We start from the raw sequence: 12,820 nt of genomic DNA, 5'->3' as shown, positions 1-12,820 counted from the left end.
GAACTGATAAGCTGGACATTGCAGCTTAACCGCGGACATTTAATGGAGAAAAAAAATGCGGCGCTCTCTGAATCAGAGAGACAAGCGCTTAAGCTTGGAGATTGGATTCAGAAGCAGTTGGAATCGGATGAGCCCGCATATTCCTTACCTGATCATTTAACCGTTGGCAGTCGCTTATTTAATGAAATGATACCTTTCTTACTCGTTACAGAGCAGTCTGGCACGAAGCATGCAACCTATTCTGAATTAGAAAAACTTCTGCGTTCATTTATGTCCGACGATGTCTTGCTTATTCCGCTCAAGAGCCAGGAATGGCTGATATGGGGTTCGATGTCCTTGCTGAGAGATGAGGATTCCGATGCTTTCGATGAGCAGGAGGAAGAGACGATTGAGGATAGTCTAGCTTCGATTGGGCTTGGATTGCATGAGATGCTTGCCAGTGAGTGGATTGGTGAATGCCACATCGCAGTTGCTCATCCATCATCACCAGCAAAAGGTATGATTGAGACGACAATGCTGCTGCGGGAGACGATTAATCTTGGCCGAAAATTCCATGTAGGAACGAATATTTATTTGCCGTGGATGCTTCAGTTGGAACGTTTGTTGAATGCAATTCCTGAAGTCCATCGTGCGAGATATTTGGAGCAGTCGTTAAAAAGAGCGGATCTATTCGTTGAATCAGAAATGCTGAGTACATTGGAAACATTTTTTACGCTTGATTGCAACGTTAGTGAGACAGCGAAGAAATTATACATTCATAGAAATACATTATTATATCGTTTAGACAAGCTTAAACAAGAGACTGGTTTAGATGTTCGTCAGTTTAGGGATGCCGTACTAGTCAAAATTATATTACTATTGTACAAAGTTACGAAAAGAAATTAGTTTTTTTGTAAAGTATGTGCATAGTCACAAGCTCCCCAGTGGGATAAGATATAGGCATAACGAAATTTCTTTCTAGGGGGAAAATTATCATGGCAGGCGTACGTTTAGAAGGCATTTACAAAAAATACCCGGGTACTGACAAAGCATCGGTTACTGACGTTAACTTAGATATTAAAGACAAAGAGTTTCTCGTATTGGTCGGACCATCTGGTTGCGGTAAATCGACAACTCTTCGTATGATTGCAGGCCTTGAAGAAATTTCCGAAGGCAAATTGTTCATCGGCGACCGCCTTGTGAACGATGTAGCTCCTAAAGACCGCGACATCGCGATGGTATTCCAATCCTACGCGTTGTACCCGCACATGAACGTTTACCAAAACATGGCTTTCGGCCTTAAACTTCGTAAATTCAAAAAAGCAGACATCGACAAACGTGTTCGTGAAGCTGCTAAAATTCTAGATATCGAGCATTTGCTTGACCGTAAACCAAAAGCACTTTCCGGTGGTCAACGTCAACGTGTCGCTCTAGGACGCGCAATCGTTCGTGAGCCACAAGTATTCTTGATGGATGAGCCGCTTTCCAACTTGGACGCGAAACTTCGTGGACAAATGCGCGCTGAAATCAGCAAGCTTACAAAACGTCTTGAAACAACAACTATCTATGTAACGCATGACCAAATCGAGGCAATGACAATGGGTGACCGTATCGTTGTTATGAAAGACGGTTTCATTCAACAAACAGCTTCACCAGAAGAACTGTATAACCACCCGGTTAACATCTTCGTAGCTGGCTTTATCGGCGCTCCATCGATGAACTTTATCAGTGGTTCGCTTACAGAGCAAGGCGGAGCGCTTCGCTTCAAAGCAAGCGGCGTTGATGTAGTTGTTCCAGAAGGCAAAGCAGCATCGCTTCGCTCGAAAGGTTACATCGGCAAAGAAGTGATTCTTGGCATTCGTCCAGAGGATCTTCACGAAGAGCCAGTATTCTTGGAAGCATCCCCACAAACAATCGTGAACGCAAATGTTGAGGTTGCTGAGAACCTTGGTCACGAGATGTACTTGTACCTGAACGGTATCGGCACTGACACAGTTATCGCTCGTGTTGACGGCCGCTCTGGTCTACGTGATGGCACAACTGTTAAGCTTGCGCTTGACATGAACAAAGTACACTTGTTCGACAAAACGACAGAACTTAACATTTTCGAAGCTTAATAAATAGTATGGAAGAAGAACGGTCGGATTATCCGATCGTTCTTTTTTTATTTTAACTAGAGGTCGTTTTTGTCGAAATGGCTGTTGCGATTAAATAAATAGGAGTCAAACAAAACCGTTTCCATGCTTCGGCTGTCTAATACAAAACAGGAATAATAATGTAGAAGAAATGAGAGGGAGCCTGGGCAGGAGGGAAGAGGCATGAATAAGGATGAGTGGGCTGAAGCGGCTATACGGGGCGATGAAACGGCGCTGCTGCAGCGTATTGATCTAGATAAGCTTCAAATGTATGGGATTGCTTATTCATATATGCGAAATGAGTCGGATGCATTGGAGGCTATACAAGAAACGGTTTGCCGGATATGGACGAAAAAGCATACATTAAGGGAGCCGAAATTTTTTACAACGTGGGCCATTCGTATTTTGATCCGTGTGTGTATGGATGCTAAGAAGAAGCAAACAAGGGAGCGTCCTACCGATTCGATAGCCGAGCAATATGATTTGAGGGAAAAGACAGTTGAGTACGATGAGACAGCAGCACGCCTTGATATGGCTGCGCAGATTCAACTGCTTCCGGTTAACTATCGTATGGTGATAACACTCAAATATTATCGTGATATGACGATTACGGAAATTGCTGAGCTATTGGAGAAGCCTGATGGGACCATTCGAACGTGGCTGAACAAAGCATTAAAAGGACTAAGAGCAGATATGGCTCATATGAAGGAGGAGATACGAAATGAGCGAGGCCAAGGAGACGCCGTTCAGGCAAGCCAATCAGGCGCTGCGAAGTGACATTGACCATGTGAATCAGGAGCTTGTTGTGATGCCGGAGCTGGCGCTGGAGGCAGCAATACGAAGTGGAATTGAGCAGGGGCGGAAGCGATCCATACGTAGAAACAGAAAAAGATGGAGTGTGAGCATGATTGCTGCAGGGCTAAGTGTAATCCTGCTTCTAACCGCGTTCGTTCGCGTATCTCCTGTGTTTGCTTCTATTGTGAAGGAAATTCCGGGTTTCAGCGGGTTTGTTGAGTTGATTCAGGGAGATAAGTCCTTGATTACAGCAATGGAAAATGATTTCATACAGCCTATAAAGCTCTCGGACGAGAAAAACGGTTACATTTTTATGGTTGATGGTATTATAGCCGATGATCAGCGTATGGCTATTCTGTATACGGTAGAGGGACCAGGAATTAACGGCAATACAGGATTTCTGGAGTATAAATTAAAAACGAGTGATGGTAAGGATTTGGTCGCTTCCATTGGTTCATCGCATTATCCGAATGATGATGCCGAGGGTTCAAGCGTTCCTGTCCATCAATATTTAGATATACTAATGGGCGAAGGTTCTAAAATGCCGGAGAGCTTGCAATTCAGCCTATTGCTTGGCGGTCAGTGGCTAAAGGTTGATTTTCCAATTGAGCATAAAAGATTCGAGGGGATGCGTGAAGAAATCTCGATCGAGCATAAGGTTGAGGTCGGAGGACAACGTTTTACGGTGAAAAATGCTGTTATCACACCGCTTCAAATAGCAGTGACAATCGAAGCAGATGCAACTAATGACAAACACGCAAATGGTTTTATAAATATAGCGCTTGTCGATGAGAAAGGCAGGCGATATGAGTCGAATTCTGCATTTGGCGATTCTAATACATCAATTACCCTTCACTTTAAGAGCAGCTATTTCGTTAAGCCCAAAAAGTTAACTTTAATTGCGGACGGTTTGTATTTGTCGGAAAACAATTTAAGCATCACGGTGGATACGGATAAAATAGAAACTTTATCATCACCGAATAATAGGCTTCTATTAGCCAGCAAAGAGCTGCTAAATGGTGAGTATGAAGTGAAGTTTGATTTGCTAAGCCAGGATGAGATCGACAAGAAGCCAGGCTATACATTATTTCCGCACGGCGGCACCTTCAAGGACGGTGCTGGTTTATCCTACCCTATTTCAGATAATCGGGGGGTGCAGTGGAATTCAAATGAAGATAAAGTGACCTATGTTTATCGAATTCCAGCAGCAGATTACAAGCAGCCGTTAACATTCAGTATTGAGCAGTACCCTGGTTATGTATTAAAACCGATAAGTATACCGATAAAATAAGTCGAAGGCGCTGAGCAGCGGAGGAAACGTTGCGTTCAGCGCCTTTTTCCTTTACGATGAAGACATTGGAAAATATCATACATATACACAATAGCAGTTGTCATATGAGGGAGGCCCTACGATGCCGAAAAAAGTGAAAGTATCTGAGCTCGTTAAACAATTTCAGCTTGAGATTATTGCGGGCGAGGATGGAATGAAGCGTGCCATTACAGTAGATGATTTGTATCGGCCTGGACTCGAAATGGCTGGATATTTCCACTACCATCCAAGTGAGCGCGTACAGCTGCTTGGAAGAACGGAAATCTCGTTCCTAAATATGCTGGACGGTGAAGAGCGCAAGGATCGTATGGTTCGTTTATGCAACGAGGATACACCTTGCATTATTTTGACAAGAGGGCTGGAAGCGCCTCAAGAGCTTGTAGATCAATGTAATGAGAAACAAATTCCGCTGCTCAGAAGCAATGTGGCTACAACCATTTTGTCCAGCAGAATTACGGACTTTTTGGAGAGAAAGCTAGCTCCGACAGCAACGATTCATGGCGTTCTTGTTGACGTATACGGCGTTGGAATGCTTATTACTGGAGGTAGCGGCATCGGTAAAAGCGAGACGGCGCTAGAGCTTGTCAAACGCGGACACCGGCTTGTCGCTGATGATGCAGTAGAAATTATGCAAACCTCCGATGCGCAGCTGCACGGCAGTGCGCCAGAGCTTATTCGTCACCTGCTCGAGATTAGAGGGCTGGGTATTATTAATGTAATGACACTTTTTGGCGCAGGGGCAGTTCGGACGCAGAAGCGTATCGGCCTTGTCATTAAGCTGGAAAACTGGCAGCAGGACAAGCAGTATGATCGCCTTGGCTTGGATGAAGAAACGACCCGTATTATCGAGACGGACATTCCGCTCGTAACTGTGCCAGTAAGACCCGGTCGTAACTTAGCGGTCATCATCGAGGTGGCAGCAATGAATTTCCGCTTGAAACGAATGGGTTACAATGCGGCGCTGCAGTTTACGAATAAGCTTACGGAAACGATCGCTGATGATATGGACGAATACGATTGAACCTAAAGGGGATATAACTAAATGAAGACATTGATATTAAACCCAATTGCCTTCACATTAGGCTCTATTGAAGTGCATTGGTATGGCATTATTTTGGGAACAGCGGCATTAGTGGGGCTGCTTCTCGCGGTGCAAGAAGGTAAACGATTCGGAATTAAGCCGGATTTTTTCATGGATTTGTTGCTGCTCGGCGTCCCTTCCGCCATTATTGGAGCGCGAATTTATTATGTAGCGTTCAAATGGGAAGATTATAAAGGCAACTTTGTAGATGTGTTCAAAATATGGAATGGCGGTATCGCGATATATGGTGCGATAATCGGAGCTTTTATTTGCGGGTTCTTCTATTTCCGCTATAAAGGCTATAACTTCTGGCGTTTGGTAGACATTTGTGTACCTGGACTGCTTGCAGGTCAAATGATTGGTCGTTGGGGAAATTTCATGAACCAAGAGGCGTATGGCGGCGTGGTTAGCGAGTCTTTCCTTCGCAATACACTTCATTTACCATCGTTTATCGTGGATCAAATGCTTATTCAAGGTGAATACCGTCACCCGGCTTTCTTGTATGAATCCGTATGGAGCTTGGTCGGTATTGCTATATTGTTCATCCTTCGCCGCCAAAAGTTTTTGCGCGCAGGCGAGCTGATGGCCAGCTACTTTATCTGGTATTCAATCGGCCGTTTCTTTATAGAAGCGCTTCGTACGGACAGTCTTGCATTTAGAGGACCATCGTGGCTGGCATCGTTTATTAATGGCCTCTGGACTCCAATGGAGGTATTGTTCAAACAAGGTTACTTGGATCCTGCGTACGGCAACATAAGGATTTCACAAGTACTGGCGCTGCTTTTAATCGTTGGTGCGGTTGTACTTATTATCGTGCGACGTAAGACGGGACTTGCATCCGCTCATTACCTTGATCCAATTACGACTAGCAAGCCAGAGCGTAACGTGGGATCGGATTCTGAGAAAAAGGGCAAAGACCAACCTGTTGGCACTAAAAAAGATGATGAGGCTGGCAAGCGTTAAATGTAATTTAGGGAGGTTTATCGATGACGGGCAATATCAAAACGATGCTGTTCGATTTGGACGGCACGATTATCGACACCAATGAGCTTATCATCCGCTCGTTCATAGAGTCTTTACAAGGCGTAGCACCAGAAGGATTCGGAAGAGAGCATATTATTCCAAGCATGGGACAGCCGCTTACGGATCAAATGAAGCTATTCTCGGGATTGGATGAAGTAACACATCTTGTGGCAGCGTATCGCGAAGTTAATCTGCGTTTGCATGATGAATATGTAAAACCATTTGATTACGTCATAGAAGTTATTGAGCGGATGCATAAGCAAGGTATCCAAATTGGCGTCGTTACGACAAAAATGCGTCTGACAACGGAACGCGGCTTGAAATACGTTGGGCTGTTCGACTTCGTGGATACCATTGTAACGATTGATGATGTTGTTCATGCTAAGCCGCATCCAGAACCAGTGAGCAAAGCAATCGGTCTGCTCGGCGCAGATCCGGCAACGACCATTATGGTTGGAGACAGCACAGTGGATATCGAGTCGGCGATTGCAGCAGGTGCGATAGCAGTTGGTGTCGCTTGGTCGCTAAAAGGCGAGCAAATCCTTAAGGATGCCGGAGCCCATCATGTCATTCACGACATGCGCGATCTCTATTCCTTTGTCGGAATGGAGCGGGAAACATTTGCGTAAAGTTGAACGATATCCGGTGGAAGGGCCAAACGCGCTGTGGCAAGTATATTCAACGGTCAGCCGATTCAAATCGGTTCGTAATTTCATTTGCATCCAGCTAGCGCGCTATTGTCCGATTCTTCCGTTAAAAAATTGGATTTACCGCCGTTTGCTCGGCATGAAGGTCGGAGAACATACCGCTTTTGCACTTATGGTCATGGTCGATGTCTTTTTTCCCGAGCGTATAACGGTAGGCAATAATACAATTATCGGATATAATACAACCATTCTAACTCATGAATATTTGATCAAGGAGTATCGTCTCGGCGACGTCGTGATAGGCTCTCATGTCATGATAGGAGCAAATACGACGATATTGCCAGGTGTAACAATCGGCGATCATGCCATTGTAGCTGCTGGATCAGTTGTCCATAAGGATGTGCCTGCTTATGCATTTGTAGGAGGCAATCCGATGCGGGAAATTAGACGAAGCGAAATGGTCGTGCCAAGCGAATTTGATGAGAATGTGCGCAACATTTTAAACTAATGGGCTATGGAAAGCTTCGTCCGTGCGAGTTCGTCTCGCAGCCGGTCGAGGCTTTCTTTTTTGACGTAAAACGGATCGATTTCAACTTGACGAAAATAAGCTTTTCATGCTAATATTACGACTAAACTCTTTAATTTGTTAGCATGGTAACATGGTATCGCTTTAAACCACTAAAGTAAACGAAGGTGATATTGGATGTCTAAACCAAAAGTATTTGAGAAGCCGATAGGCGTTAAAGATTATTTGCCAAGTGCAGTGGCTAAGCTGCGTCATATTGAACGTCAGGTTCTTGCCTGCATGCAGGGCTGGGGCTACGAACAAATTATAACTCCAACAATGGAATATTACGATACAGTGGGTGTAGCCAGCTCTACATCCGATCAGAAGTTATTCAAGCTGCTTAACAATCGTGGAACAACGCTGGTGCTGCGCTCTGATATGACGTCGCCAATCGCTCGTGTAGTGTCGTCCTTATTGAAGCAAGCGGACTTTCCGCAGCGTCTGTCGTATCACTCTAATGTGTTTCGGGCGATAGAGGAAGAGGCGGGCCGCGAGGCAGAATTTTTCCAAACGGGCGTAGAGCTAGTTGGTGATTCTTCAGCAGAAGCGGATGCAGAGGTTGTTGCTCTTGCAATCGCGTCGCTTAAAGCTGCCGGTGTTGAACGCTTCAAGATCGCGATTGGGCATGTTGGGTTCCTAAACGGCTTGCTGGAGCAATCCTTGCCAGGCCGTGCAGAAGCGCAGGAGCAGTTGAAGAGCTGCTTGTTAGGCCGTGATTTTGTAGGTTACCGCGAGCAGCTTCGTGGATTATCCGTGGATGAATCCGTTCAGCAAGAGCTGGAAGGTGTTTTGCGTCTACGCGGCGGGCAAGAGATTTGTGATCAAGCGCTGCAGCTGAATGTGGATGATAAAGCGCGGGCGTCCATTCAACATTTGTGCCAAATATGGGATGTGCTGAAGGCGTATGGGGTTTGTGAGCATGTGCTTATCGATCTGACGATGATTGGTGACTTCTCCTATTACACAGGGATGACTTTCGAGGGTTATGCAGCTGATCTAGGCTTCCCGGTTGTAAGTGGAGGCCGTTATGACAACCTGCTGGCCCAGTTCGGCAGACCGGCTCCTGCAACGGGATTTGCGCTCAAGACGACGCGTATTCTGGAGCTGCTTGGCGATGGCGCTGAGAGTGAAACGGAACGCACACTGGTTATCTATGATACAGCTGGACGCAATGAGGCGCTTGTTAAAGCACAGGAACTGCGCGGGCAGGGTGCGAGCGTTGTAACAGAGCGGGTAGATGCGAATAACGCACTTCTTGATGAGCTTAAAAATAAGGCACAGCAGCAATCGTTTACTTATAAAGGCGTAGCCTACACAGCATTGCTGACATTTGACGGAAGCGGAATTAAAGGAGGCAGCGCCACATGAGCGGAGCGACAAAAGATATATTGAAAGTGGCGATGCCGAAGGGCCGCATTTATAAGGTAGCTTCCAAGCTGTTCCGTGAAGCGGGGCTTCCGATTCCTAGCGACTTTGATGATACGCGCAAGTTGATCATTGAGCTTCCAGAGGTAGGGATGGAGTTTATTATGGCAAAGCCTGTTGACGTACCGACTTATGTGGAATACGGCGTAGCGGACATTGGAATCGTGGGCAAAGACGTGCTCATGGAGGAAAATAAAGATGTTTATGAGCTGCTTGATCTTGGCATTGCCAAATGCCGGATGTCTGTTATTGGCATGCCGGATTGGAAGCCGACTATGAATCCGCGTGTAGCGACCAAATACCCGAATGTGGCTTCGGCGTATTTCCGTGAGCTCGGGCAGCAGGTGGAGGTCATTAAGCTAAATGGCTCCATCGAGCTTGCGCCAATGATCGGGTTAGCTGACCGTATCGTCGATATGGTGGAAACCGGCCAAACTCTTCGTGAGAATGGGCTTGTGGAGATGGAATCGATCTTCGGTATTACGAGCCGCTTAATCGCGAATCGAGTAAGTTACCGGATGAAGAATGAAGCTATTCAAGGACTGTGTGATCGCTTGCAGGAAGCGCTGGCTAAGCGGGGTTAGGAAGAGAGCGGAAAGTAAGAAGAAAGCATGATTGGATAAAGCGAGCCTAGCAAGAGCGGGAGATGCTTGGCGAGTGTCACTGAAGCACGAGCAAACGCAGAGCAGGGCTTGCAGCATTTCATGTATAGACGAGGCATGACAAGTGAAGCGCATGCTGGACTGGACGGATAATTAGCCTTGTGAGTATTGGAAGGAGTGGATGATATGCGTATTATGCGAGCGGAGCAATTTGGTTTGAAGCGTGAGGTGGAGTATGGGACACCTGAGCAAAATGAGTCTGCTTTGAAGATCGTCGCAGATGTAAAGTCTGAGGGGGATGCAGCTCTGCTGAGGTATACGGAGCAGCATGACCGCGTTAAGCTGGACGCTGCGTCGCTGCGTGTGACGCAGGAGGAAATACAGGCGGCGTATGAGCATGTTGACGCCGACTTTCTCACGGCTATTCGCGAAGCAGCCGTGAACATTCGGGTATTCCACGAGAAGCAAATGCGTACCTCGTGGATGGATTTGCAGCAGGACGGAACGCTGCTCGGGCAAATTATGCGACCGCTCAAGCGGGTCGGCGTATACGTGCCCGGAGGCAAGGCGGCTTATCCGTCGTCTGTGCTGATGAATGTTATACCGGCGCAGGTAGCTGGCGTGCCGGAAATTGTTATGGTGACGCCGCCGGCAACTGGCGGCACGGAAGGCATCGACCCGTATATTCTCGTTGCCGCCGCGGAATCGGGCGTCAAGGAGATGTACCGGGTCGGCGGCGCACAGGCCATAGCCGCGCTTGCGTACGGCACGGCCACGATTGCTCCGGTCGATAAAATATGCGGACCGGGCAATATTTATGTGGCGCTAGCAAAGCGCGCCGTATTCGGTGCCGTCGATATCGACAGTATCGCCGGGCCAAGTGAAATCGTCGTGCTTGCTGACGATTCAGCTGATCCCGCGTATGTAGCCGCGGATCTGCTGTCGCAGGCGGAGCACGATGAGATGTCATCGGCGATCCTTGTAACGCCATCGCAGCAGCTTGCGGAAGCTGTAGCAGCGGAGGTGGAGCGTCAGCTGTCCACCCTGCCGCGCCAAGACATTGCACGCAGCTCCATCGACAACTATGGCGCTGTACTGCTGGTCGACTCGCTCGAAGCGGGTATCGACGTTATTAATCAGATCGCGCCTGAGCACTTAGAGGTGCTGACGGTTGATCCGATGCGTTTGCTCGGCTACATTCAGAACGCAGGCGCTATTTTCCTTGGGCCATACAGCTCGGAGCCGGTCGGGGATTATTTTGCTGGACCTAACCACATCATTCCAACAAACGGCACAGCACGGTTCTCATCGCCGGTTAACGTTGATGATTTCTTGAAGAAATCGAGCTTGATTTACTACAGTAAAGAAGCGTTGATGGCTAATGGCGATAAAATCATGACGCTGGCTCGTCATGAAGGACTTGAAGGGCACGCTCGTGCAATTGAGGTTCGTCTTGAGAAGGAACGCGGGTAAACATTTTAACGTAAAAAGATAAATTTGTTAGGCAAACAATTAAGTATAGGAGAGTTATTACCTAGGTAATAACTCTTATGCTCTTTAGCGGCATGTGCTGGAATTCCCTTATGCGGCAGGGCATTTGAGATGATGAAAACAAACATAATCATATAGGAAGAAGGAATGAAAGTGTCGGAAAATCGCGTACGTGAAGCATCGGTGGCACGCAAGACGAATGAAACGGATATTAAACTTACTTTTGCAGTAGATGGAACAGGTGAAGCAAAGATTGATACAGATGTCCCTTTCTTTAACCATATGCTGGATCTATTTATTAAGCACGGCCAGTTTAATCTGGAATTAGAAGCACGCGGCGACATCGACATCGATGATCACCATACGGTAGAGGATATCGGAATTTGCATCGGTCAAACGCTTCGTGAAGCGCTAGGTGATAAACGCGGCATCAAGCGTTACGCTAGCGTATTTGTACCAATGGATGAGGCGCTGGCTCAGGTTATTATTGATGTGAGCAACCGCCCACACTTTGAATATCGTGCCGAATACCCATCCACACAAGTAGGCAGCTTCTCGACAGAGCTTGTTCATGAGTTTTTGTGGAAGCTTGCACTTGAATCACGCATCACGCTTCACGTAATCGTACATTACGGCAAAAACACGCACCACATGATTGAAGCGGTGTTCAAAGCGCTTGGACGAGCGCTTGATGAAGCAACAAGCATTGATCCTCGCGTACAAGGAGTGCCTTCAACGAAAGGAGTGCTCTAGGATGATCGCGATTATTGATTATGGGATGGGCAACCTCCACAGCGTAAGCAAAGCGGTTGAGCGTCTTGGATACGAGGCGGTTATAACAGACGATCCCGAGAAGATTGCAGCTTCAGACGGAGCGATTCTTCCTGGCGTTGGTGCGTTTGGCGATGCTATGCAAAACCTGCGGGAAACGAAGATGGATGAAGTGACTAAAGCGTATGCAGCTTCTGGTAAGCCGCTGCTCGGCATTTGCCTTGGCATGCAGCTTCTCTTCACCGAAAGTGACGAATATGGAACGAATGAGGGATTAAATCTTCTTCCCGGCAAAGTTAGCCGTTTTACAGGTGATTACAAGATTCCGCATATGGGTTGGAACAAGCTGAATTTCCTTCAAGAGCAATCGCCTCTATTTAATGGGTTGACCGAAGGGCATGTTTATTTCGTACACTCGTTCCATGCGAAGCCGGAGGTAAGTTCCGACCTGCTCGCAACAACAGACTATTATCAGCAGGTAACAGCAATTGTTGGTCGCGGAAACGTATATGGCATGCAATTTCACCCCGAAAAAAGCGGAGAGCTTGGCATGCAGCTGCTGGGCAACTTTCTTGCACTAACTAAAATTAACGAAGCATAACAAGCTTCAATAGATATTCAAGCAAGTTAACTACTTAAACAAATTAAATCGTTTAAGACTTAAAGCTTAAGCTTGCCCCACAGGCTATTGCGATGATAAGCCTGTGTGAGAATTGCATAGTGCCTGTATACTGTTTACCTGTTTGCATGTGTGTGTGAGCAGTACTTGTGTGCTTGGATAATGATCGATCAAGCCAAGCACAGGCTGCTCAATCTTGCCAACATTGCTGAATGAATGCATTCCATTTAATAATGACCGTGCTATTTCTTCCATACTTACAAATGAGTCTACGCTGCTTGGTAAGGATGCTTCTTCCTTAATCCAAGCAGTTTTATCAAAGTGATTCCAAGTAATCCTAAGTAATGCCGAGTG

The 12,820-nt window shown here is 46.7% G+C and carries 14 protein-coding genes; 13 read left to right on the top strand and 1 reads right to left on the bottom strand.

Going from position 1 to position 12,820, the window contains the following annotated elements; all coding sequences use genetic code 11:
• From AC1DSE_RS18945 to hisH, 13 genes are all read left to right on the top strand, one after another.
• The coding region (locus AC1DSE_RS18945; RefSeq protein ID WP_477528028.1) for a PucR family transcriptional regulator at window positions 1–885 on the top strand (885 nt) is incomplete at its 5' end.
• A gap of 89 nt (window positions 886–974) precedes the next feature.
• On the top strand, window positions 975–2,096 hold the full coding sequence (locus tag AC1DSE_RS18940) for an ABC transporter ATP-binding protein (protein WP_076270765.1): 1,122 nt from the start codon (window positions 975–977) through the stop codon (window positions 2,094–2,096).
• A 201-nt stretch (window positions 2,097–2,297) separates the two neighbouring features.
• Window positions 2,298–2,891 carry a sigma-70 family RNA polymerase sigma factor gene (locus AC1DSE_RS18935; protein ID WP_477512234.1) on the top strand — a complete coding sequence of 198 codons (594 nt, stop codon included), beginning with the start codon at window positions 2,298–2,300 and terminating at the stop codon, window positions 2,889–2,891.
• Complete coding sequence (locus tag AC1DSE_RS18930) at window positions 2,836–4,200, top strand: DUF4179 domain-containing protein (protein WP_477512235.1); 1,365 nt, start codon at window positions 2,836–2,838, stop codon at window positions 4,198–4,200. The genes AC1DSE_RS18935 and AC1DSE_RS18930 overlap by 56 nt, the downstream gene beginning before the upstream one ends.
• 121 nt (window positions 4,201–4,321) lie before the next feature.
• Window positions 4,322–5,260, top strand: coding sequence for an HPr(Ser) kinase/phosphatase (gene hprK / locus AC1DSE_RS18925; RefSeq protein ID WP_076270762.1), 939 nt, complete (start codon window positions 4,322–4,324; stop codon window positions 5,258–5,260).
• 21 nt (window positions 5,261–5,281) lie between these two features.
• Window positions 5,282–6,283 carry a prolipoprotein diacylglyceryl transferase gene (gene lgt, locus AC1DSE_RS18920; RefSeq protein ID WP_441886373.1) on the top strand — a complete coding sequence of 334 codons (1,002 nt, stop codon included), beginning with the start codon at window positions 5,282–5,284 and terminating at the stop codon, window positions 6,281–6,283.
• A gap of 23 nt (window positions 6,284–6,306) precedes the next feature.
• Window positions 6,307–6,972 carry a pyrophosphatase PpaX gene (gene ppaX, locus AC1DSE_RS18915; RefSeq protein WP_076270761.1) on the top strand — a complete coding sequence of 222 codons (666 nt, stop codon included), beginning with the start codon at window positions 6,307–6,309 and terminating at the stop codon, window positions 6,970–6,972.
• Window positions 6,965–7,498 (top strand): acyltransferase, encoded by a 534-nt coding sequence (locus AC1DSE_RS18910; protein ID WP_179089910.1) that lies wholly within the window; start codon window positions 6,965–6,967, stop codon window positions 7,496–7,498. The genes ppaX and AC1DSE_RS18910 overlap by 8 nt, the downstream gene beginning before the upstream one ends.
• A gap of 195 nt (window positions 7,499–7,693) precedes the next feature.
• On the top strand, window positions 7,694–8,926 hold the full coding sequence (locus AC1DSE_RS18905) for an ATP phosphoribosyltransferase regulatory subunit (RefSeq protein ID WP_477512236.1): 1,233 nt from the start codon (window positions 7,694–7,696) through the stop codon (window positions 8,924–8,926).
• On the top strand, window positions 8,923–9,567 hold the full coding sequence (hisG, locus tag AC1DSE_RS18900) for an ATP phosphoribosyltransferase (RefSeq protein WP_076270758.1): 645 nt from the start codon (window positions 8,923–8,925) through the stop codon (window positions 9,565–9,567). Before AC1DSE_RS18905 ends, hisG begins: the two co-directional genes overlap by 4 nt.
• Before the next feature lie 204 nt (window positions 9,568–9,771).
• Window positions 9,772–11,058 carry a histidinol dehydrogenase gene (hisD, locus tag AC1DSE_RS18895; protein ID WP_076270757.1) on the top strand — a complete coding sequence of 429 codons (1,287 nt, stop codon included), beginning with the start codon at window positions 9,772–9,774 and terminating at the stop codon, window positions 11,056–11,058.
• A 171-nt stretch (window positions 11,059–11,229) separates the two neighbouring features.
• A complete protein-coding gene (gene hisB / locus AC1DSE_RS18890; protein WP_372239028.1) occupies window positions 11,230–11,829 on the top strand; it encodes an imidazoleglycerol-phosphate dehydratase HisB in 600 nt (199 codons plus the stop codon).
• Between the two features lies 1 nt (window position 11,830).
• Window positions 11,831–12,448, top strand: a complete 618-nt coding sequence (gene hisH / locus AC1DSE_RS18885; RefSeq protein ID WP_441886387.1) for an imidazole glycerol phosphate synthase subunit HisH — start codon at window positions 11,831–11,833, stop codon at window positions 12,446–12,448.
• 84 nt (window positions 12,449–12,532) lie between these two features.
• Here the strand turns inward: hisH and AC1DSE_RS18880 are convergent.
• A partial coding sequence (locus tag AC1DSE_RS18880) for a hypothetical protein (protein ID WP_477528027.1) occupies window positions 12,533–12,820 on the bottom strand: 288 nt, incomplete at its 5' end.

The organism is Paenibacillus sp. 01L418 (assembly GCF_056400045.1).
This window is presented reverse-complemented; position numbering and strand designations above follow the sequence as displayed.

What these genes read in the sequence shown, in the direction of transcription:
- AC1DSE_RS18940 (WP_076270765.1), top strand. Translation starts at nt 975, where the DNA reads ATGGCAGGCGTACGTTTAGAAGGCATTTACAAAAAATACCCGGGTACT.
- AC1DSE_RS18935 (WP_477512234.1), top strand. Translation starts at nt 2,298, where the DNA reads ATGAATAAGGATGAGTGGGCTGAAGCGGCTATACGGGGCGATGAAACG.
- AC1DSE_RS18930 (WP_477512235.1), top strand. Translation starts at nt 2,836, where the DNA reads ATGAGCGAGGCCAAGGAGACGCCGTTCAGGCAAGCCAATCAGGCGCTG.
- hprK (WP_076270762.1), top strand. Translation starts at nt 4,322, where the DNA reads ATGCCGAAAAAAGTGAAAGTATCTGAGCTCGTTAAACAATTTCAGCTT.
- lgt (WP_441886373.1), top strand. Translation starts at nt 5,282, where the DNA reads ATGAAGACATTGATATTAAACCCAATTGCCTTCACATTAGGCTCTATT.
- ppaX (WP_076270761.1), top strand. Translation starts at nt 6,307, where the DNA reads ATGACGGGCAATATCAAAACGATGCTGTTCGATTTGGACGGCACGATT.
- AC1DSE_RS18905 (WP_477512236.1), top strand. Translation starts at nt 7,694, where the DNA reads ATGTCTAAACCAAAAGTATTTGAGAAGCCGATAGGCGTTAAAGATTAT.
- hisG (WP_076270758.1), top strand. Translation starts at nt 8,923, where the DNA reads ATGAGCGGAGCGACAAAAGATATATTGAAAGTGGCGATGCCGAAGGGC.
- hisD (WP_076270757.1), top strand. Translation starts at nt 9,772, where the DNA reads ATGCGTATTATGCGAGCGGAGCAATTTGGTTTGAAGCGTGAGGTGGAG.
- hisH (WP_441886387.1), top strand. Translation starts at nt 11,831, where the DNA reads ATGATCGCGATTATTGATTATGGGATGGGCAACCTCCACAGCGTAAGC.